Below are 21,064 nucleotides of genomic sequence, written 5' to 3' on the forward strand. Positions count from 1 at the left end.
TATTTAGTCTGGAAGTTACGAGAATAATTACCATTGCGGTTGTTGCCAGAGTTTTTACCAGTAACTTCATATTTATCGTAATTTAGAAATTCGGTTAATTCAGACTTAAGCAATTTTTCGAGAAAATTTTTGATCAAATCATTAATCATGTCATCAAAATTCACTTGACCATTGTTGGGTTTTTCAGGTATACTTTTCATGAGGAGTCCTCCTAGTGGTTTGATTTTTTATTTTCGTCGATAAATATATTCAACCACTTAAAGAAGGATTCCTCTTTTTTTATTTTAAAAAAATATCGATATTTAATTTACACAACTTATTGTACATTACTGTCTTTCATTAGTAGTTACTTATATTTTGGGAATTCAACATGGTTTTGGATTTTCAGCTGGAGCAATTGATTATTTCTTAAACTATGGTTTGGCAACAAAACCATTATTAATTATTCCAATTGGAGTAGTTTTCTTTGTTATTTATTACTTGTTATTTCGTTTTGTAATAGAAAAATTTGATATAGCTACTCCTGGTAGGCTTGAATCTGAAGTAGCAGCTGGTGAAACAGAAATGAGTATTATGCCAGAATCACAGCAGAATACTAAATCTGGTGGATCTAAATCACAAGAATATATTAAAGCTCTGGGAGGAGCAGCTAATATTAAACAGATTGAAGCCTGTATTACAAGATTGCGGCTTGAACTTAATGATACTGAGCAAATAGACGAATCAGCTCTTCAGAGACTCGGTGCAACTGGTGTTTTAAAAGCAAATAAAAATAATGCCCAGGTTGTAGTTGGAACTAAGGCTGAAATGATTGCTGACAGTATTAAAAAAGAATTAAAATAGAATTATTTTAATGATTAACTGGTCGAAATATTTCGACCAGTTAATTTAATAATTATAAAAATTTGATTTTTGGGAAATAATCTAAATTGTTTTATTATGTTCCCGGGATATTGACTGGTCTTGGCCTATCAAAAGTTGGCAATGTCAATTAAACAATAGTTAAATTGATTTTTTTATCTATTAAAAGACTTGCAAAATCAAATTAAGACTGGTATTATTAATTAAGTAGTAAATATAATATTAATTTTATAAGAGTGTAACTGTTAAATCAGGCATGATCTGGGAGAAGATAAATTTTAAGTAACAGCAAATAGCTGTGAATTTGTTATCTTTTGCTGGATTTTTTGTTTTTTAATTATATTTAGCAATTAAATAGTTTTAAAAAAGGAGTGGATTAGCTTAGTTTAAAGGAGGAAATTATGGTTGCAGCTGTGAAATTTGAAATTAAAAAAATATTTAATAATAATGTAATTTTAGCAGTAAATCTAAAATCAGATCAAGAATCAATTTTCATTGGCAAAGGAATTGGCTTTTCCCGTCAACAAGGTGATTTAATTGCAAAAGATAAATTTGAATTTGAAAAAGAATTTAGTCCTGTACAGGGGGAAAAAAGAGATAATTATTTTCAGCTTTTAGCTGAAGTTGATAGTGAGATAATTGCTATAACTGAAGAAATAATTACAATGGTTTCAGCTGAGCTGGGAGAAGAGTTGGATCAGCATATTCGAATTGGCCTTGCTGACCATATTGCCTTTTCTTTAAAAAGATTCAAAGAAGGAATTGAAGTAGCTAATCCTTTTTTAGCCGAAACAAGAACTCTTTATAGTCAGGAATATAAATTAGCTGCTCAGGCAGTAGAGATGTTAGAAAAGCATTTTAAACTATCTATTCCTGAAAGTGAGGTTGGCTTTATTACTCTTCATATTCATGGTGCTAGAAACCAGCATGGTGTTTCTAAGACATTAAAAAATACAACTTTAATTAAAAAACTGGTCATGGAAGTAGAAAAAAATTTGGGATCTCAGCTTAGTTATGATAGTTTAAATTATGCTCGTCTAGTTAATCATCTTCGTTTTGCTCTGGAAAGGATAGAGGGTCAGTCTGATAATCCTAATCCGTTGTTAGAAAATATAAAAGAAAGTTTTGCTTTTTCATTTCACCTGGCTGAAAAATTGGCTGTTATTATTGAAACTGAATTTAACTGTCAAGTTCCAGAAGCTGAAAAAGGCTATCTTGCTTTGCATTTACATCGTTTAAAAAGAGATTTAAAAGTTTAAGATTTTAATACAAAACTAAATATAACAGATAGGCGTGTTACTGTTAAATCAGGCAAAAGCTGGTTAGATAATTACCTTTAATCATTAACTGATCAAGGAGGAAATTATTTAAGCAGCTTTTTATAATGTTTATTTTATAAAGTTGGCTGTTCAGCAAATGATTTAACTTTTAATTTATGCGAGGAGGGATCTTTTATGAAAGGATTTAAAAAACTACAGAAAATTGGGAAAGCATTGATGACGCCAGTTTCTGTGCTGCCAGCAGCAGGGATTTTAGTTGCAGTTGGAAGGCTTTTACAGAGCCATACTGGTATTTATGCAAATATTGGTCAGGTAATGTTTAATAGCGGTATAGCTATCTTTGATCATTTACCACTAATTTTTGCACTTGGTGTTGCAATAGGATTTGCAGGAGATGCTGTTGCTGCTCTGGCAGCAGGAGTTGGTTATACAGTTTTTGCAAATGTATTAAATATTATGGCTGATTTAATTAGTATTTCCCAGCAAACCGGAGGCAATATTGAATCAATAAACACTGGAGTATTCGGTGGTATTGTAATTGGGATTATTGCTGCTCAACTTTACAAACGTTTTCATACTACTGAATTGCCCCCTTATCTAGGCTTTTTTGCAGGAAAACGTTTGGTACCTATTGTAACAGCTTTAGGCGCTCTATTGGCCGGGGTTGTTTTATCTTTTATCTGGCCTCCTATCCAGATAAAAATTAATGAATTTGCTCGATTTGCAATGAATTCATCACTGGGACCAGCACTTTATGCAGCTGGGAAGAGGGCTTTAATTCCTGTTGGTCTGCATCATGTTTATTATCCACCATTTTTATATGAATTTGGTCGCTTCACTACTGCTTCAGGTCAGGTGTTAAGAGGAGAAACAGCTCGCTTTTTTGCAGGTGATCCAACAGCAGGACGTTTTATGGCAGCAGAATTTCCGATTATGCTATTTGCTTTACCAGCTGCCTGTCTGGCTATGTATCTCAGGGCAGAAAATAAAGTTAAAGTTGCAGGGATGTTAACAACAGCTGCTGTCACTTCTTTTTTAACAGGAATTACAGAACCGATTGAGTTTTCTTTTATTTTTGTTGCTCCACCGCTTTATGTTTTTCATATAATTGGAGCTTTTATTTCAGGATTATTAACTAACTTTTTTAATATTAGAATTGGTTATACTTTCTCAGCCAGTGCAATTGATTATGTATTAAGTTTATCTAATTTAGGTAATCCAGCTGCTTTCTGGTTGATAGTTGGTCCAGTTATGGCTGTACTTTATTTTACAGTTTTTTATGTAACAATCCCTTTATTTAATTTCCAGACTCCAGGTCGGGAAACAGACACTGGTGAGAGAAAAGAAAATAAGCAGACTGATCAGCTTACAAAAAGACCAGCTAAGATTCTTGCAGCTTTAGGTGGTAGTGAAAATTTAGAAAGTGTTGACGCCTGTATTACCAGGTTGAGATTAGAAGTAGTTGACAATACTAAGATAAATGAAAAGCAGCTTAAAGAACTAGGGGCTTCAGGTGTTATGAAATCTGGTAGTAGTGTACAGGTTGTTTTTGGTCCGGAATCAGATGCTTTAAAAGATAAGATAAAGCAAATTATGTAAGGATTAATTATTTTAAACTGAGACTGGCTAATAAAAAAGAAATATATTATAATAACTTTAAGGAGGAGATAGAATGTTTAATATTTTTAAGAAAAAAGAAGAATATATTACTGCTCCAATTAAAGGGCAGGTAAATGAACTACAGGAGGTGCCTGATGAAGCTTTTGCCCAGAAGATGCTGGGAGATGGTTTTGCAATTACCCCTGAAGAAAATGTAATTAAAGCGCCCTGTGCTGGAGAGATTGTACAGATTTTTTCCACTGGGCATGCTGTTGGCATAAAAAGTAAAAATGGTCTTGAAGTTCTGGTTCATATTGGTATCGATACGGTTAAACTTGATGGAAAAGGATTTACTAAATTGGTGGAAAATGGTGATAAAGTAGAAGTTGGCACTCCTTTGATTGAAATTGATCTTGATTTTATTAAAGAAAATGCACCATCTATCTCTACTCCAGTTATTATCACTAATATGGAAAAGGTTGATAGCCTTGAATTAGTTAAAAAATCTGTAGTAGAAGCAGGCGAAAATGTTTTAAAAGTTCAATTAGCTTAAATTTATAATCAATTTAATAAATCATATAAAAGCAGAACTGCTTAAATTAATTACTGGGGAAATAACTATTTTGTTGATAGTTGTTTCCCTTTTTATCTTGCTTAAAATTTGTTATAATAACTTAAAGCAATTTAATTTAAATAATTATACATAAGATTTAGAAAGAATTTGTAGTAGATTAGGATGATTTTAAATATGAAATATAAAAGAATTGTTGTTAAAGTAGGTAGCAGTACTTTAAGTAATAAAAATGCAAAATTGAATTTTACTAAAATTGATAGTCTGGCCAGGCAATTAGTTGATTTAAAAAATAAAGGTTATGAAGTTATCTTAGTTAGTTCAGGAGCAATTGCAGCTGGAATGGGGGAACTAGGCTATCAAACTAAGCCAACTGCAATCCCAGAGCAACAAGCCTGTGCAGCTGTTGGGCAAGGTCTTTTAATTGGTATCTATAATAAGTTTTTTCGTGAATATGGAGCTAAATGTGCTCAAATTTTGCTAACTTCTAGTGATTTAGAAAATCGAAATCGTTATTTAAATTCATTTAATACTTTAATTACTTTATTAGAAAAAGATGTTATTCCTGTTATTAATGAAAATGATACTATAGTTACTAATGAAATAAAAGTTGGTGATAATGATACTCTTGCCGCCAGGGTGGCTGGCCTGATTGAAGCAGATCTTTTAATTAATTTATCAGATGTAAAAGGGCTTTATAATGCTAATCCAGAAAAAGCTGCTGGGGAGCTAAAATTAATTAATAAGGTTACCGATATTACAGACGAAATAGAGGCTATGGCAGGGGGAAAAGGCAGTTTTGTTGGTACAGGAGGAATGGCAACCAAAATAGAAGCAGCTAAAATAGCAGTTAATTCTGGAATTGATATGGTAATTGGATCTGGTAAAGAAAAAAATTCGCTTTTGAAATTAATTAAGATGGCAGAAAGGAATGAATTTAACTTAGGAACAACTTTTTTAGCTCAACCAGATCGACTTTCTAAACGAAAGCAATGGTTAAATTTTAATCTTCATTCCCAGGGTAAAATCTTAGTTGATCATGGGGCTGCAGCTGCGTTAGTTTGCAGGGGTAAAAGTTTGTTACCTGGTGGGATTAAAGAAATTAAGGGCAAATTTAAAAGTGGAGATTTGGTTAGTATTTATCATTTAAAGGAGCAAATTGCTAAGGGTATTGTTAACTATAATTCAGCTGAAATTGATCAGATCAAGGGTTTACATTCTGATGAAATAGAAACTGTGCTGGGCTATTTTAATAAAAGTGAAGTTGTTCATCGGGATAATATGGTAGTAGGAGGAGATAAAAATGAGTATTAGAGAAGAACTAATTTCCCAGGCGGCGGCAGCTAAAAAAGCAGCTCGAATAATGGCTAAAGCTGATAGTGATCTTAAAAATCAAGCTTTAAATTTAATTGCAGATAAACTAATGGAAAGACAGCAAGAAATTATTGAGATCAATAAACAGGATATGAAAGCCGCCCGTCAAAATGAGATTGGTAAAGCCCTGCTGGACAGGCTTAAATTAACTCCAGCTAGAATTAGTTCTATGGCAGCTGGGTTAAGAGAAGTTGCTGGACAGGCTGATCCAATTGGAGAAGTTCCTGAGATGTGGAAACGGCCTAATGGACTGCAGATTGGTAAAATTAGGGTTCCTCTCGGGGTAATTGGAATTATTTATGAAGCACGTCCCAATGTAACTGTTGATGTAGCTGGTTTATGCTTAAAATCAGGTAATACAGTTATTTTACGGGGCGGTTCAAATGCGTTTAAGTCAAATCAAATCTTAGCCAATATTATTCAGTCAGGTTTAAATCAGGCTGGTTTGCCCGAAGAATGTGTGCAGCTGATTCAGACAACAGATCGTAAGGCTGTTGAAATATTATTTACTTTAAATGATTATTTAGATGTTTTAATTCCCCGGGGTGGTGCTGGTTTAATTCAGCGGGTAGTAAATGAATCTAAGATACCGGTTATTGAAACTGGGGTTGGCAATTGTCATGTTTATGTTAATCAGGCAGCGGATTTAGCTAAGGCTAAAAAAATAGTTTTTAATGCTAAATATTCTCGTCCTTCTGTTTGTAATTCTGCTGAAACTTTGCTGGTTGATCAGGCAGTAGCAGCAAAATTTTTACCTGAAATAGCAAACATTTTTAAAAAGCATCAGGTAGAACTGCGTGGTTGTGAACTGAGCCGGAAAATTGTACCTGATTTACACGCCGCAACAGCAGCAGACTATGCAACTGAATTTTTAGATTATATTATGGCTGTTAAAGTAGTTGAAGACTATCAAGCTGCAGTTGACCATATTTATCAGTATGGTACTGGTCATTCTGAAGCAATTATTACTGAAAATTATACCACGGCGCGTGCTTTTTTAGCTGATATTGATGCTGCAGCAGTTTATGTTAATGCTTCTACTCGTTTTACTGATGGTGGTCAATTTGGTCTGGGCGCAGAAACAGGAATTAGTACACAAAAGCTTCATGCTAGAGGGCCAATGGGTTTAAAGGAATTAACTACAACTAAGTATATAATTATGGGTGATGGTCAGATTCGCGAATAAGTTTAAGAGAAGGGGGTTATTATTAATGAAGCTGGCAATTATTGGATTAGGTAATATGGGGCAGGCAATTTTAGCTGGAATTGCAGAAAAAGAAGTAGTTCCCCTGGATAAAATTATTGTAGCAGATAAAAGAACCACTGTTCAGAATAAATTACAAACAAAATATTCAAATCTTCAATTTACTACTGATAATAAAAAAGCAGCTCAGGCTGATTACATTATTTTGGCTGTTAAACCTCAGGTAATTAGATCTGTTTTAGAAGAAATTAGGGAAGTTAATAATAAACAAATTATAATTTCTATTGCAGCTGGGGTTAAAATGAAACTTTTGAACCGCTATTTAGGGGAAGAAGCTAAAATTATTCGAGTAATGCCTAATACACCTGCTTTAGTTGGAGCTGGGATGAGTGTTTTAAACTTTTCAGCTTCTGTTTTAGCAGAAGAAAAAGATTTTGTTCAGTCAATCTTTGCTGCATTAGGCTTAAGTAAAGAAGCTTCAGAAGAAGATATGGATGCAGTAACTGGTCTTAGTGGTAGTGGACCTGCTTTTGTCTACCTTTTTATTGAAGCACTTGCTGATGCTGGTGTTTTAAAAGGACTTAATCGAGAAACTGCCCTTCAGTTAGCTGCACAGACAGTTAAAGGTAGTGCTGAAATGGTTTTAAAAACAGATAAGCATCCAGCTGAGCTTAAAGATATGGTAACTTCACCAGCAGGTACCACAATTGCAGGAGTTGCTGCCTTAGAAGCAGCTGGTTTTAGATCAGCTGTTATAGAAGCAGTAACTAAAGCGACAGAACGTTCTGAGGAGTTGGGCAAATAAATGGATGAGCTTGAACTTTCTTTTATTAGTAATTCCCCTGTAGAAAGTCAGCAGTTGGCAGAAGAGATTGCCAATTATTTGACAGCACCTCTATTGATTCTTTGCGCTGGAGATTTGGGAACAGGTAAAACATTATTTACTAAATCTCTAGCAGCAGGATTGGGGTACCAAGGAAAAGTTAGTAGTCCAACTTTTAATTTAGTTCAGGAATATCAAGGTTCTCCTGAATTGATTCATATGGATTTATATAGACTGCAGTCAGAAGCTGAACTAGCTACAATTGGGTTTGAAGATTATCTAAATAGAAATGCTATTATTTTAATTGAATGGCCGGAAATTGCTTTTAATTTAATTCCGGCTGATTTTATTTATTTAAAATTGGAAAAATTAGCAGTTGGGCAGAGAAAAATTAGTTTTCAGGCAGAAGGAGAAAGCTGCCAAAACTTGGTAGAAAGGTTGAAAAATAATGTTAACTTTGGCAATTGATACAGCAACAGAAGTTTTAGGATTGGCACTGCTTAATCAGCAGCAGCTAGTCATTGAACATAATTTACATTTACCAAGGCAGCATAGTGAAAAATTGCTGCCTTTAATTGAGTCTATGTTTGAATTAACTGAGTTTGAAGTTGCAGATTTAAGCGGAATTGGAGTAACTGTTGGGCCTGGTTCATTTACCGGGCTAAGAATTGGAATTACTACGGTTAAATTACTGGCACGAATTTTTAAAATACCCGTTAAGGGTGTTTCAAGCCTTGAACTTCTGGCAGCAGCTGTAGAGGGTGAGTATTTACTACCTTTATTTGATGCCAGACGTAAAAGAGTCTATACTGCACTTTATCAAAGACAATTAGGTAAAGTAGCTGAACGACAACAGGCTATTTCAGCCAGTAATAATCTTATCTTTAATTCGCGAAAAGCGATAATTAAACCAGCTGGAATTGAAATTACTAAACTACCAGAAATTTTAGCTGATTACCGGCAGTTTAAATTAACTTTGTTAGGAGAGCCAAAAATTGCAGTGAAAGAAGTTTTGACAGCGGCTGGTTTTAGAGTTGAATTTGCTAATTTAGAAAATGACTTTCCTAGAGCAGCTGTACTAGCAAGATTAGCAGCTCAATATTTAGCAATGGATCAGTCAGATGATATTTATCAGCTTAAACCAGCTTATTTAAAGCAGCCCCAGGCTGAAATTAATTGGCAGCAGAAGTATGGTAAAAAAACTGATTTGGCAGGAGGCAATTAAAATGCAGTTTACTCAAAAAATAAAAAATGAAACAGAGGATATCTTAATTTTGGCTCTGGAGAGTTCTTGTGATGAAACAGCAGCTTCTGTTAATTTAAATGGAACAGAAGTTTTATCAAATGTAGTTTCTTCCCAGGTTAAACTGCATCAAAAATTTGGTGGGGTAGTTCCAGAAATTGCTTCCCGTAAACATTTAGAACTAATTTTACCAGTAATTGATCAGGCATTAGTAGAAGCTGGAGTTGAATTTAGTGATCTTGATGCAGTAGCGGCTACTTATGGTCCGGGGTTGGTAGGTGGATTATTAGTTGGTCTTACAGCTGCTAAAACAATTGCTCTGGCTTTAAAAATACCTTTAATTGGGGTTAATCATATAGCTGGGCATATTTACGCTAACTTTATTGCTAACCCAGACATTGAAAAACCTCTTATTTGTTTGACAGTTTCCGGTGGTCATACAGATTTGCTTTATTTTGCCAGCAGAAGGGGCTATAAAATTTTAGGCTCTACTCAGGATGATGCAGCCGGAGAAGCTTTCGATAAAATTTCTCGTTTTATGGGATTGGGCTATCCTGGTGGACCAGCAATAGAAAAAGCTGCCCAGTCTGGTGATCCATCTGCAGTTGACTTTCCCCGGGCTGATCTAGGCGATAGTTTTAATTTTAGTTTTAGTGGCTTAAAAACAGCTGTAATGAATTATATAAATAATCAACAGCAAAAAGGTAATTTAGTTAATAAAGCAGATTTAGCAGCTAGTTTTCAGGCTGCTGTTATTGACAGTTTGAGCAGTAATTTAATGGCTGCTGTTAAAAAGTATAATGCTAAAAGTATTGTTTTATCAGGTGGGGTAGCTGCTAATCAACAGCTGAGAAAATCAATTAGTAAACAAACAACTGAACTAGGTTTAAAATTATATTATCCGCCATTAGACTTATGTACTGATAACGCAGCTATGATTGGTGCAGTTGCTTATTATCAATATTTAGAAAAAGACTTTGCTGAACTTAGCTTGAGTGCTGATCCAGCTCTTAAATTATAAATTATCAGGTGATTAAGTATGAAAAACAAAAAAACTGGTTCTCGTGAACGCACACGGGAAGAGATACTTTTAAAAACAGTACAAAATGATAATATACTACCAATTACTTCAATCTGCAAATTGAACTGTATTTTTTGCAGTCATAAAAACAATCACCATTCTATAAAAAGCTATAGTTTTGGTCATTTAGAATTTGAATTAATTAAAACTATGATTGAATTTTTAGACCCCGAGCAACCTGTTTATATTGGTGAATCAGCCAGCAAAATTATTGAAGGAGAGCCATTTGCCCATCCTAAAATCTGGCAGATCTTAAAAGAATTAAGAAAAAGATGGCCTAATTTAGAAATTAAAATAACTACTAGTGGTTCATTTCTCACTCCAGATAGGGTTAGTCAATTAGCTGAGCTAGGACCACTAGCTTTAAATATTTCCTTAAATGCTCCCGCTCCTGCTGAACGGGTTTTTTTAATGAATGATTCCCGACCAGATAATGTTTTTAAATTGATTAAAAAACTTACTGAGCACAAATTGCAATTTGAAGCCAGTATAGTTTCAATGCATCATCTAAAAGGACTTGATTACTTAAAAGAAGTTTTTGATTTTTTAGCAGATTATCCTCCCCAAGTTTTGCGTGTTTTCTTGGCTGGTTTTAGTATTTATGCTGATCCAGACTTGTTGGTAGACAAAGCAGCTTATCAGCAGTTGAATTCTTTTATTAAAAAAGAACAGTTCAATTATAATTATCCAATTATAATTGAACCACAATTATTAACTGATCTGCAGGTAGAGGTTTGTGGAATTATCTCAAATTCACCTGCTGACAGTTCAGGCTTAATAGCAGGTGATATTATTCAAACTATTAATAATAAGGAAGTCAGCACGCGAGTGGAAAGTTTTTATAAACTGCAGAAATTAGCTAATCCTGAGCTGCTAATTAGACGTAAAAAGCAAGAATTTAAGCTTATACTTAAAAAGAATGCTGCTGAGAAGTCAGGTTTGATTATGTCCTATGATTTTGAGCTAGAACAGCTTAATAAATTATTAGCTTATGCAGAAGCAGCTAAGACTACAGGGGAGAATATAGCAACTTTAGTCATTACTTCAAGTTTGGCTTATCCATTACTCAATAGTATATTAGCTGAATACTTAGGAGATGATAATTTCAACTTAGATTTGATTAAAACAGAAAATAAATTTTTTGGTGGTTCAATTAAAGCTGCTGGTTTATTAGTTAATTCAGATATCGAATTCGCAGTCAATAATTATCTTATCCAGCCAGATCACCAGAAGATTAATAGAATAATTCTGCCAGCAGTAATTTATGACTATTATGGAGATGATTTACTTGGCTGCAACTATAGTCAATTAGCAGATCAGTTATCAGCAGAAATTATTCTTTTATAAGTAGTTACTTTACTATTTAAATATTTAAAATCTTTTTGATTACAGTCATTAATACTATATATAACAGAACTGTTAAAGATATAACTCAGATATAGATTGTTAATGGTATTTATTTAGAGAATAAAAGACTTAATGTTTCTTAATTGGGTTTTAAAACCTTAAATAGTTATTTAAAACGATAAATAAGATTTGATTTTCCTCATTTTCTTAGGTATTATATTTACAGTGCTTGTTAGCACTCACTCATAGCGAGTGCTAATTATTATAAAAATAAATATAATATTTAGAAGGGGGTTATTTTTAAATGAGTATTAAACCGTTGAAAGACAGAGTTGTAGTTAAATATGTGGAGGAAGAAAAAGAAGAAACAACAAAAGGTGGTATTGTACTACCAGATACAGCTAAAAAAGATGAAAAGCCACAACAAGCTGAAGTTGTTGCTGTTGGGAATAAAATTGCTCCAGAAGGAGAAGAAGCTGAAGTTGCAGTTGGTGATACAGTAGTTTTTGATAAATATGCTGGAACTAAAGTAGAACTTGATTCAGAAGAGTATATTATTCTATCAATGGAAGATGTGCTGGCAGTAATCGAGTAGTCTTTAACAAATTTAAATTAGTTTTTATTTAATTGTAAATTTAGTTATTTAAAAAACTAAATAAGCTTTAATATTTTTATTTATTTACTTATTCTAAAAAAATAACTCAGTTTAATCTATACAGGAGGGATTCAGATGCCAAAAGAATTAAAGTTCGGTGAAGATGCACGCCGTAAATTAGAAAGCGGAGTTTCTCGTTTAGCAAATGCAGTTAAGGTAACACTGGGACCAAAAGGACGTAATGTACTTTTAGAAAAAAGCTTTGGTTCTCCTACTATTACAAATGATGGTGTAAGTATTGCTAAAGAAATTGAATTAAAAGATCATTACGAAAATATGGGAGTTCAAGCAGTTAAAGAAGTTGCTACTAAAACTAATGATGTAGCTGGTGATGGAACAACAACTGCTACTGTTTTAGCAGAAGCAATTTTTAAAGAAGGTATTAAAAATGTGGCTGCTGGAGCTAATCCAATGCTACTAAAAAGAGGTATTTTAAAAGCAGTTGAAAAATTAACTGCTGAAATTGCTTCAATTTCTAAGCCTGTAGAAGGTAAAGAAGCTGTTTCTCAAATTGCTAGTATTTCTGCTGGTAATGATGACGAAATTGGCCAATTAATTGCAGAAGCAATGGAAAAAGTTGGTCAGGATGGAGTTATTTCAGTTGAAGAATCAAAGAGTATGGGAACTTCTTTAGAAGTTGTAGAAGGAATGCAATTTGATCGGGGTTATTCATCACCATATATGGTAACAGATACTGATACAATGGAAGCTGCTTTAGAAGATCCTTATATTTTAATTACAGATAAAAAAATTAGTAGTATTCAGGATATCTTACCTTTATTAGAACAGGTAGCTCAATCAGGTAAAAGCTTAATGATTATTTCTGAAGAAGTTGAAGGTGAAGCTTTAGCTACTTTAGTTGTAAATAAAATTAGAGGAACCTTTAATTGTGTGGCTGTAAAAGCACCTGGCTTTGGTGACCGTCGTAAAGCAATGTTAGAAGATATTGCAGTTCTGACAGGTGGAACTTTAATTACAGAAGATTTAGGTCTTAAATTAGAAAATGCAAGTATTAATGATTTAGGTCAAGCTCATAAAGTTACTATCACTAAAGATGATACTACTATTGTTGAAGGTAGTGGTGATAAAGCTAAAATTCAAGATAGAATTAGTCAGTTAAGAAAACAGATTGAAACTACTACTTCTGATTTTGATAGAGAAAAATTACAAGAAAGATTAGCTAAATTAGCTGGTGGAGTTGCAGTAATTCAAGTTGGTGCTGCTACAGAAACTGAATTAAAAGAAAAACAACATAGAATCGAAGATGCTTTATCTGCTACTAGAGCTGCTGTTGAAGAAGGCCTTGTTGCAGGTGGAGGAACAACTTACCTGAAAGTAATGGCTGCTCTTGATGGACTTGAATTAGAAGGTGATGAAGCAACTGGTGTTGATATTGTAAGAAAATCACTGGAAGCTCCTATAAAACAGATCGCTAATAATGCAGGTTTTGAAGGTTCAGTAGTTGTCGAAAGAATTAAAGAAAAAGAAGATGGTATTGGCTTTGATGCTATGCATGGTAAGTACGTTAATATGATTAAAGCTGGAATTATTGATCCAGCTAAAGTAACACGTTCTGCTCTGCAAAATGCTGCCAGTGCTGCTGCGATGTTGTTAACTACAGAATGTTTAGTAGCTGACAAAGATGATGACGATGATGATAATGGTGGAATGCCCGGTGGAATGCCCGGTGGAATGGGCGGCATGGGTGGAATGGGCGGTATGATGTAAGCCCTTTTCAGTCATTAAAGTTAGTTATTTATACCCAGCCCTTGATCAAGGGCTGGGTTTTTTATATCTAATTTATAATTATACTTTAACTCTGACTGGAGAAAATATAACTAAATTATTGTAAAGCAAAATATATTTTTGATAATATTTTAATTTTTAAAAAGGATTTCTTTTTGAAATAGAGAATTAATTAAATAGTAAGTAATTTGCTAATTATGAAGATTTAAATTAAAGTACCTTTGCTATTTTAAAAATAAAAATACTATTTCTAATCAGATTAGATTAGCCGTTACTAATTATTATTTAGCTTTATTTTAAATTTTCATAATTTTTTGTGAAAAAAAGAGTATTTTTTTAACAAAAATTGAATTATAATACAGGTGGTGATATAATAAAAATTAGAAAAATTAGAAAAACAAATCATAGTTTTGCAGGATAGGGTGATTATATGTTAAAAAATTTTATGGTCTATGTCCTATCAGATTCTGTTGGCGATACTGCTGAGCAGGTAGCAAGAGCAACAGCAGAACAATATAAGAATACTGATTATGAAATTAAAAAATATCCTTATGTTGAAAGCAAAAATAAAGTTGATGATATTTTACAGGGAATTGACTCACAAGCTGTAATAGTCGTTTATACAATAGTTAATGAGGAGCTGGCCAGTTATCTAAAATTAAACTGTCAGCAAAGAAAGATTCCTTATATTGATATTATGGAACCCTGTCTTAATACTTTTACTGATTTTTTAAACCGGCAGCCAGCTCGAGAATCAGGAGTAATTAGAAAACTTGATGAAGATTATTTTAAAAGAGTTGAAGCTGTTGAGTTTGCTGTAAAGTATGATGATGGTAAAGATCCCCGGGGAATTCTTAAAGCAGATATAGTTTTAATTGGTGTTTCTCGTTCTTCTAAAACACCTCTTAGCATGTATCTGGCTCATAAGAATTATAAAGTTGTTAATATACCACTTGTTAAGGGAGCCAAGGTACCAGAGCAGCTGTTTGAAGTTTCCAGACGTAAAATAATTGGTCTAATGATTGATCCTTCCGATTTAATAGAAATTCGCAGAGAAAGAATACGTGTTTTAGGTCTTGACAGCAGTGTTGATTATGTCTCAATTGAAAAAATTATGGAAGAACTTGAATATGCTGAGAAATTAATGAGAAGAATTGGCTGTCCAGTTATCGATATGACTAAAAAAGCAGTAGAAGAAGCCGCTAATTTAGTTATTGATATCATAAATGATCTGAATTAACAAAAGGAGGGGTTTTGTTTTGAAAAAGTATATTTATGCTTTTGAAGAAGGTAAAAAAGAAATGAAGTCTATCTTGGGCGGTAAAGGTGCTAATCTGGCTGAAATGAGTAATATTGGTCTGCCAGTACCTCCTGGATTTACAATTACTACAGAAGCTTGCATTCACTATATTGAAATTGGAGAAAAGTTGGAAGAAAGTTTGCAAGAAAATATTTTTAAATATCTGAAAGATCTAGAAAAGAAAAATGAAAAGAATTTTGGAGATCTTGAAGATCCACTTCTAGTTTCTGTAAGATCAGGAGCAGTTATTTCAATGCCAGGGATGATGGATACAATTTTAAATCTTGGTTTAAATGATAAAAGTGTGGAAGGCCTTGCCAAAAAAACTAATAATCCTCGTTTTGCTTATGATAGTTATCGGCGTTTAATCCAGATGTTTGGTAATGTAGTTTTAGGTATTCCTGGCTATGAATTTGATAACTTTCTGGAAAAAACAAAGGATCAAAAAAACTATGATAATGATACAGATTTAACAGTTGCTGATCTAAAGCAGATCATTAGTGATTTTAAAGAATTAATTAAAGAACGTAAGGACATAGAATTTCCCCAGAAACCAGAGGAACAATTGTTAATGGCTGTCAAAGCTGTATTTAGTTCCTGGAATAACTCTCGTGCTATTTCTTATCGTAATATTAATGATATTCCTCATGATTTAGGAACAGCTGTCAATATTCAAACGATGGTTTTTGGTAACATAGGTGAAAGTTCCGGTACAGGAGTAGCATTTACTCGTAATCCTGCTACGGGAGAAAATAAAGTTTTTGGAGAATTCTTGCTCAATGCTCAAGGTGAAGATGTAGTTGCTGGAATTAGAACTCCTAAAAGTATTAGTGAGCTAAATAATTTAATGCCTGATGTTTATGATGAATTTATGCAGGTTACTAAGACACTGGAAGAACATTATCATGATATGCAGGATATAGAATTTACTATCCAGGAAGGAGATTTGTACTTACTACAAACTAGAACTGGTAAAAGAACAGCTGATGCGGCAGTCAATATAGCAGTTGATATGGAAGAAGAAGGCTTAATCGATAAAGAAACAGCAATTACCAGGATTGATCCAGAAGATATTAGTCAGCTTTTACATCCTAATTTTAAAGAAGATGAATTAGAAAAAGCTGATTTATTGGCTAAAGGCTTAGCAGCTTCTCCTGGTGCTGCTACCGGAAAGGTTTATTTTACTTCTGAAGAAGCTGTAGCAGCTGCTGAGGATGGTGAAGAAGTAATCCTTGTTCGCAAAGAAACTTCACCTGAAGATATAGAAGGAATGGTTAAAGCACAGGGTATTTTAACTTCTCGTGGTGGTATGACTTCACATGCAGCGGTTGTAGCTCGTGGTATGGGTAAATGCTGTGTAGCTGGAGCAGGAGAAATTCAGGTTGATGAAGCAGAAAAGAAATTTTTCGTTAATGATCGAGTGTTTAATGAAGGAGATTATATTTCATTAAATGGAAGTACTGGTGAAGTATATGCTGGAATAGTAGCTACTACAGATGCTAATTTAAGTGACAATTTCAAGATGCTAATGTCCTGGTCTGATGAATATCGTAAATTAGGTGTTTATACTAATGCTGATACTCCTCATGATGCTGAAGTAGCAATCGGTTTTGGTGCAGAAGGGATTGGTCTCTGTCGGACTGAGCATATGTTTTTTGATAGTGAAAGAATAATTTCAGTTAGAGAAATGATTGTAGCTGATAGTAAGAAAAAAAGAGAAAAAGCACTTGCTAAGCTATTTCCTTATCAAAAGGATGATTTTAAAGGTATTTTTAAAGTCATGCAGGATAAAAGTGTTACTATTAGATTATTAGATCCACCTCTGCATGAATTCTTACCACAAACTGATCGAGATATTAAAGCTTTAGCTGAACAGCTGTCTATACCAGTCGAAGAACTAAGAAGAGTTATTGGAGAATTAGAAGAAATGAATCCAATGCTTGGTCACCGGGGCTGTCGACTTGGAATTACCTATCCTGAAATTTATGAAATGCAGGTTAAGGCGATTATTTCGGCTGCTTTAGAAGTTAAAGCTGAGAAAGGTTATGATGTAAAAGCTGAAATAATGATTCCACTTGTTGGCTCTGAAAAAGAATTAGTTATTTTAAGAGAAAAAGCTGAACAAGTTGCTGATCAGCTGATTGCAGAATCTGAAGCTAAAATTAGCTATCGAATTGGAACTATGATTGAAATTCCAAGAGCTGCTTTATTAGCTGATACAATAGCCCGTCATGCTGATTTCTTCTCTTTTGGTACTAATGATTTAACTCAGATGACTTATGGCTTTTCGCGTGATGATGCTGGTAAGTTTATTAGCAAATATCTTGATCAAGAAATATTTGCCAAGGATCCTTTTGCTGTCCTTGATCAACAGGGAGTAGGAAAATTAATTAAAATGGCAGTCAAACTTGGACGTCAGGAAAAACCTGAATTAAAAGTAGGAATTTGTGGAGAACATGGCGGTGAACCAGCTTCAATTGATTTTTGCCACCGCACTAAATTAAATTATGTTTCCTGTTCTCCTTATCGAGTTCCAATTGCTCGACTGGCAGCTGCTCAGTCTGCAATTAAAAATGATTAATTTTAAGTCTAATTAAAGTTGTTTTAAGTTCCCTCACTATTTTAATAGTTTGAGGGAACTTTTTCTTACTAAACTATTCCGCTCAGCTCTTGACAAAGATGGCTTTTCCACTGTATACTTTAGTAAATAAAAGTGGAAGGGGAATTTGATGGATTACGATAAAATATTGATTCTTGATTTTGGGGGTCAGTATAGTCAACTTATTGCTCGACGAGTAAGAGAGTTTAATGTTTATTCTTTGATTAAAGGTCATGATATTTCTCTGGCAGAAATTAAAGCAATTGATCCAGTTGCTATTATTTTTTCAGGTGGTCCAGACAGTGTAACTGCTGTCGGTGCTCCTGGAGTAGATCAAGGAGTTTTTGAATTAGGAATTCCAATTTTAGGTATTTGTTATGGTATGCAGCTAATGGCTCAGCTTTTAGAAGGCGGTAAAGTAGAAAAAGCTGAACAGGGTGAATATGGCAAAGCTGATTTAGAAATTTTTAGTCAGCAGAATCTTTTCAAAGATCTAGAAAACTATTCACAAGTCTGGATGAGTCATGGAGATCATGTTAAAGAAGTTCCGACTGGATTTAAAGTAGTGGCGCAGACTGAAACTACAACTGTAGCAGCAATGGCTGATTTTGAACGTAATTTGTATGGAGTTCAGTTCCATCCGGAAGTGAATCATACAGTACAGGGAAAAAAAATTCTCCATAATTTCTTATTTAGGATAATTAATGCCAGAGCAAATTGGAATATGGCAGATTATATTAATGAGGAAGTTAGTCGAATTAGAAAACAAGTTGGCCAGGGTAAGGTTATTTGTGGACTTTCAGGTGGAGTTGATTCTGCTGTTGCTTCTGCTATTGTTCATAAAGCAATTGGAGATCAGTTAACCTGTATTTTTGTTGATCATGGTTTGCTGAGAAAAGGTGAAGCAGAGCAGGTTAAACGTACTTTTGGTGAAGAATTTAATATTCCGTTAGTTTATGTTGATGCTAAAGCTAGATTTTTAGCAAGGCTAGCTGGAGTTCAGGATCCAGAAACTAAACGTAAAATAATTGGTGATGAATTTATTAATGTTTTTGATGAAGAAGCTGAAAAAATAAAAGATGTCCGCTATTTAGTTCAGGGAACAATTTACTCTGATGTTATAGAGAGTGGGGGTACAGATAAGGCAGCTACAATTAAGAGTCATCACAATGTAGGTGGTCTACCAGAAGAAATGAATCTTGAATTAGTTGAACCACTTCACTTTTTATTTAAAGATGAAGTCAGAAAAATTGGTGAAGTGCTTGGTTTGCCAAGTGAAATTGTCTGGCGTCAGCCTTTTCCTGGTCCGGGACTTGCTATTCGAATTATTGGCCCGGTTGATTGGGATAAATTAGAAATTTTAAGGGAAGCTGATGCAATTGTTCAGGAAGAAATTAGAACAGCAGGTTTGACTAGAGAAATCTGGCAGTCTTTTGCTGTACTGCCTGATTTGCGAAGTGTTGGTGTAATGGGAGATGAACGTACTTATGGTTATCCAATTATTTTAAGAGCTGTAACAAGTGATGATGCAATGACAGCTGACTGGGCACGGCTGCCCTATGAGGTTATGCAGTCTATTTCAACCAGGATAGTTAATCAGGTTAGTGAAGTTAATAGAGTTGTTTATGACATAACTTCTAAGCCGCCTGGAACTATTGAATGGGAATAAAGGCAGAAGAGAGGTGTCAACTTTGTCCAGAAATTTAAAAGATAAATTTACTGAACAGTTATTTGAGGCAATTTTACTGCTGCAGAATAAAGCAGAGTGTTATGATTTTTTTCAGGACATTGCAACAATCGGTGAAATAAAGGCACTTGGTCAGCGCCTGGAAGTTGCCCGAATGTTAAAAGCTGGTTTTACTTATGATCATATTGTAGAAGAAACTGGAGTGAGCACAGCAACTATTAGTCGGGTTAAACGCTCACTTGAGTATGGTGAGGATGGTTATAATTTAATTTTAGCTCGTCTGGAGGCAGGAAATAACTTAACAGAATAACTGCTTTAACTAGTCAGTTGTTATGAGACAAACAAGGGGGAAAAAATGAATAAAAAAACTCTGCATATCTTATTGCTATTTTTATGTCTAATTATGCTTGCAACGCAAAGCTCATTAGCTGCTCTGGATGCTGAGGCAATTGGAATAGGAGCTGACTTTTCTACTTTAACTGGTGAATCTGCTTATTATTCAAATCCGGCTGGACTATCTCTGAGAGATAATAATTTTACAATTAAAGCTAATTTTGGTTTTTCAATCTGGAATAATGTTTTCAAAAATGATGAATTTAGTGATGAAGATTTTACAGCTAAACTATCAGATGAGGATTTGCTCGTTGGAGGAATGGCTGCTGCTGGAACTCAAATTTTTTATAAAAACTTTACAATTGGTATTAATGCTCGTGGTGAAGGGATACTAACTGCTGATAGTGATGCAGCTGGTATTATTGCTGGTGATGAACCAGAAATTGAATTTGAGTCTGGAACTGATAGTGCATCAGTTACTGCTGATCTTGGCCAGACAGCAGGTGGTGCAGTAAACTTAACTGATCTTTCGTTAAGCTATGCTAGAGAAATTGGCACAGCTATGACAGCTAAATCTGAATTAGTAGAAGCTTTGTATTTTGGTGCAACTTATCATTATTTGGAGGGGGATATTTATAGTTATTCTGGTGGAGGTAATATTACTGCAACTCTCTTGCCAGATGGTACCGTAACTTATAGTTCAACCAGTTCACCAGAATTTTACGCTGATCGTAATGATTCAGAAGCAACTGGGAATGCTTTTGATTTAGGATTACTTTTTAAGCTGAGAAATAATTATAGTCTTGCCTTTAGTGTTATGAATATCGGAAAATTAACAGCTGATGATTATTATCGAGACGGAGTTCGCTATACTATAGTTAGTTCTAGTACTAAACTAGAAGAAGAAGATTTTGAGGGAACTGTGATTGAAGATGAGCTTGAGTATGATCTGCCGCGTATAGTAAGGTTAGGTCTTAAACTAGATTATAGCCCCAATACAGTATTTTATGCTGATTATGAAAGAATTAACTATGATGGTGGTCAGGATGAAAATATTTATTCACTGGGCAGTCAGTTTAGAAAAACTAAACTGATTCCTCTACGGCTGGGAATTAATTATTCAACTTTGCGGGAAAGTGTTGAATTGGCAGCTGGTTTGGGAATTAATATTAATAATAGTTTCAAGATTGATTTTGGTATAGCTGATTTATTAGCCTTAACTGATAATGCTAAAGGAGTTAAGTTTGGTCTTGCTACTACCATTAAATTCTAAAAATTATAGCTGAATTAATGAATAAAAAGGCTGGTGCTATTTTAAATAAGCACCAGCCTTTTTAGTTTACCCTAGTTAAATATAAAAA

Annotated in this window: 19 protein-coding genes; 18 read left to right on the forward strand and 1 reads right to left on the reverse strand. The window is 34.0% G+C overall.

The annotated features are described in order from the left end of the window. On the reverse strand, nt 1-149 hold a 149-nt coding region (locus BMZ74_RS04825; protein WP_425432338.1), incomplete at its 3' end, for a transposase. 208 nt (nt 150-357) lie between these two features. Between BMZ74_RS04825 and BMZ74_RS04830 the strand changes: the two genes are divergently transcribed. From BMZ74_RS04830 to BMZ74_RS04915, 18 genes are all read left to right on the forward strand, one after another. Then, nucleotides 358-843 (forward strand): glucose PTS transporter subunit EIIB, encoded by a 486-nt coding sequence (locus BMZ74_RS04830; protein ID WP_245750821.1) that lies wholly within the window; start codon nt 358-360, stop codon nt 841-843. Between the two features lie 419 nt (nt 844-1,262). Further along, nucleotides 1,263-2,120: a PRD domain-containing protein gene (locus BMZ74_RS04835; RefSeq protein WP_089860584.1), complete on the forward strand. Its 858-nt coding sequence runs from the start codon at nt 1,263-1,265 to the stop codon at nt 2,118-2,120. Between the two features lie 195 nt (nt 2,121-2,315). Then, nucleotides 2,316-3,740, forward strand: a complete 1,425-nt coding sequence (locus tag BMZ74_RS04840) for a PTS transporter subunit EIIC (protein WP_089860587.1) — start codon at nt 2,316-2,318, stop codon at nt 3,738-3,740. 73 nt (nt 3,741-3,813) lie between these two features. After that, the gene (locus tag BMZ74_RS04845; protein ID WP_089860592.1) at nt 3,814-4,293 is read left to right on the forward strand and encodes a PTS sugar transporter subunit IIA; all 480 of its coding nucleotides are present in this window, start codon (nt 3,814-3,816) and stop codon (nt 4,291-4,293) included. Between the two features lie 195 nt (nt 4,294-4,488). Further along, the gene (gene proB / locus BMZ74_RS04850; protein WP_089860594.1) at nt 4,489-5,625 is read left to right on the forward strand and encodes a glutamate 5-kinase; all 1,137 of its coding nucleotides are present in this window, start codon (nt 4,489-4,491) and stop codon (nt 5,623-5,625) included. Further along, nucleotides 5,615-6,871: a glutamate-5-semialdehyde dehydrogenase gene (locus BMZ74_RS04855; protein ID WP_089860597.1), complete on the forward strand. Its 1,257-nt coding sequence runs from the start codon at nt 5,615-5,617 to the stop codon at nt 6,869-6,871. Before proB ends, BMZ74_RS04855 begins: the two co-directional genes overlap by 11 nt. Before the next feature lie 25 nt (nt 6,872-6,896). Then, nucleotides 6,897-7,694, forward strand: coding sequence for a pyrroline-5-carboxylate reductase (proC, locus tag BMZ74_RS04860; protein ID WP_089860599.1), 798 nt, complete (start codon nt 6,897-6,899; stop codon nt 7,692-7,694). Then, a complete protein-coding gene (gene tsaE, locus BMZ74_RS04865; RefSeq protein ID WP_089860601.1) occupies nt 7,695-8,180 on the forward strand; it encodes a tRNA (adenosine(37)-N6)-threonylcarbamoyltransferase complex ATPase subunit type 1 TsaE in 486 nt (161 codons plus the stop codon). After that, on the forward strand, nt 8,161-8,937 hold the full coding sequence (gene tsaB, locus BMZ74_RS04870) for a tRNA (adenosine(37)-N6)-threonylcarbamoyltransferase complex dimerization subunit type 1 TsaB (RefSeq protein WP_089860603.1): 777 nt from the start codon (nt 8,161-8,163) through the stop codon (nt 8,935-8,937). Before tsaE ends, tsaB begins: the two co-directional genes overlap by 20 nt. 1 nt (nt 8,938) lies before the next feature. After that, entirely contained in the window at nt 8,939-9,976 is a 1,038-nt protein-coding gene (tsaD, locus tag BMZ74_RS04875; RefSeq protein ID WP_089860605.1) for a tRNA (adenosine(37)-N6)-threonylcarbamoyltransferase complex transferase subunit TsaD, read from the forward strand. An 18-nt stretch (nt 9,977-9,994) separates the two neighbouring features. After that, nucleotides 9,995-11,383: a DUF512 domain-containing protein gene (locus BMZ74_RS04880; RefSeq protein WP_089860606.1), complete on the forward strand. Its 1,389-nt coding sequence runs from the start codon at nt 9,995-9,997 to the stop codon at nt 11,381-11,383. A 304-nt stretch (nt 11,384-11,687) separates the two neighbouring features. Next, nucleotides 11,688-11,978 carry a co-chaperone GroES gene (locus BMZ74_RS04885; protein ID WP_089860608.1) on the forward strand — a complete coding sequence of 97 codons (291 nt, stop codon included), beginning with the start codon at nt 11,688-11,690 and terminating at the stop codon, nt 11,976-11,978. Nucleotides 11,979-12,113: 135 nt separating this feature from the next. Then, nucleotides 12,114-13,766: a chaperonin GroEL gene (groL, locus tag BMZ74_RS04890; RefSeq protein ID WP_089860610.1), complete on the forward strand. Its 1,653-nt coding sequence runs from the start codon at nt 12,114-12,116 to the stop codon at nt 13,764-13,766. A 448-nt stretch (nt 13,767-14,214) separates the two neighbouring features. Next, a complete protein-coding gene (locus BMZ74_RS04895; protein ID WP_089860611.1) occupies nt 14,215-15,024 on the forward strand; it encodes a pyruvate, water dikinase regulatory protein in 810 nt (269 codons plus the stop codon). A 19-nt stretch (nt 15,025-15,043) separates the two neighbouring features. After that, a complete protein-coding gene (gene ppdK / locus BMZ74_RS04900) occupies nt 15,044-17,665 on the forward strand; it encodes a pyruvate, phosphate dikinase (protein ID WP_089860613.1) in 2,622 nt (873 codons plus the stop codon). 148 nt (nt 17,666-17,813) lie between these two features. Beyond that, nucleotides 17,814-19,352, forward strand: a complete 1,539-nt coding sequence (guaA, locus tag BMZ74_RS04905; RefSeq protein WP_089860615.1) for a glutamine-hydrolyzing GMP synthase — start codon at nt 17,814-17,816, stop codon at nt 19,350-19,352. A gap of 22 nt (nt 19,353-19,374) precedes the next feature. Beyond that, complete coding sequence (locus tag BMZ74_RS04910) at nt 19,375-19,680, forward strand: YerC/YecD family TrpR-related protein (RefSeq protein ID WP_089860617.1); 306 nt, start codon at nt 19,375-19,377, stop codon at nt 19,678-19,680. Nucleotides 19,681-19,725: 45 nt separating this feature from the next. Next, nucleotides 19,726-20,976 (forward strand): hypothetical protein, encoded by a 1,251-nt coding sequence (locus BMZ74_RS04915; RefSeq protein ID WP_089860619.1) that lies wholly within the window; start codon nt 19,726-19,728, stop codon nt 20,974-20,976. Nucleotides 20,977-21,064 lie beyond the last annotated feature (88 nt).

It is taken from the genome of Halanaerobium salsuginis (genome assembly GCF_900114545.1).
Classification (GTDB): Bacteria; Bacillota; Halanaerobiia; order Halanaerobiales; family Halanaerobiaceae; genus Halanaerobium; species Halanaerobium salsuginis.

Excerpts from the sequence above, each read along its gene's own strand:
- proC (WP_089860599.1), top strand. The coding sequence starts at position 6,897 with ATGAAGCTGGCAATTATTGGATTAGGTAATATGGGGCAGGCAATTTTA.
- tsaB (WP_089860603.1), top strand. The coding sequence starts at position 8,161 with ATGTTAACTTTGGCAATTGATACAGCAACAGAAGTTTTAGGATTGGCA.
- BMZ74_RS04835 (WP_089860584.1), top strand. The coding sequence starts at position 1,263 with ATGGTTGCAGCTGTGAAATTTGAAATTAAAAAAATATTTAATAATAAT.
- BMZ74_RS04840 (WP_089860587.1), top strand. The coding sequence starts at position 2,316 with ATGAAAGGATTTAAAAAACTACAGAAAATTGGGAAAGCATTGATGACG.
- BMZ74_RS04880 (WP_089860606.1), top strand. The coding sequence starts at position 9,995 with ATGAAAAACAAAAAAACTGGTTCTCGTGAACGCACACGGGAAGAGATA.
- BMZ74_RS04895 (WP_089860611.1), top strand. The coding sequence starts at position 14,215 with ATGTTAAAAAATTTTATGGTCTATGTCCTATCAGATTCTGTTGGCGAT.
- groL (WP_089860610.1), top strand. The coding sequence starts at position 12,114 with ATGCCAAAAGAATTAAAGTTCGGTGAAGATGCACGCCGTAAATTAGAA.
- BMZ74_RS04855 (WP_089860597.1), top strand. The coding sequence starts at position 5,615 with ATGAGTATTAGAGAAGAACTAATTTCCCAGGCGGCGGCAGCTAAAAAA.
- tsaD (WP_089860605.1), top strand. The coding sequence starts at position 8,939 with ATGCAGTTTACTCAAAAAATAAAAAATGAAACAGAGGATATCTTAATT.
- BMZ74_RS04915 (WP_089860619.1), top strand. The coding sequence starts at position 19,726 with ATGAATAAAAAAACTCTGCATATCTTATTGCTATTTTTATGTCTAATT.
- proB (WP_089860594.1), top strand. The coding sequence starts at position 4,489 with ATGAAATATAAAAGAATTGTTGTTAAAGTAGGTAGCAGTACTTTAAGT.
- tsaE (WP_089860601.1), top strand. The coding sequence starts at position 7,695 with ATGGATGAGCTTGAACTTTCTTTTATTAGTAATTCCCCTGTAGAAAGT.
- guaA (WP_089860615.1), top strand. The coding sequence starts at position 17,814 with ATGGATTACGATAAAATATTGATTCTTGATTTTGGGGGTCAGTATAGT.
- BMZ74_RS04845 (WP_089860592.1), top strand. The coding sequence starts at position 3,814 with ATGTTTAATATTTTTAAGAAAAAAGAAGAATATATTACTGCTCCAATT.
- BMZ74_RS04885 (WP_089860608.1), top strand. The coding sequence starts at position 11,688 with ATGAGTATTAAACCGTTGAAAGACAGAGTTGTAGTTAAATATGTGGAG.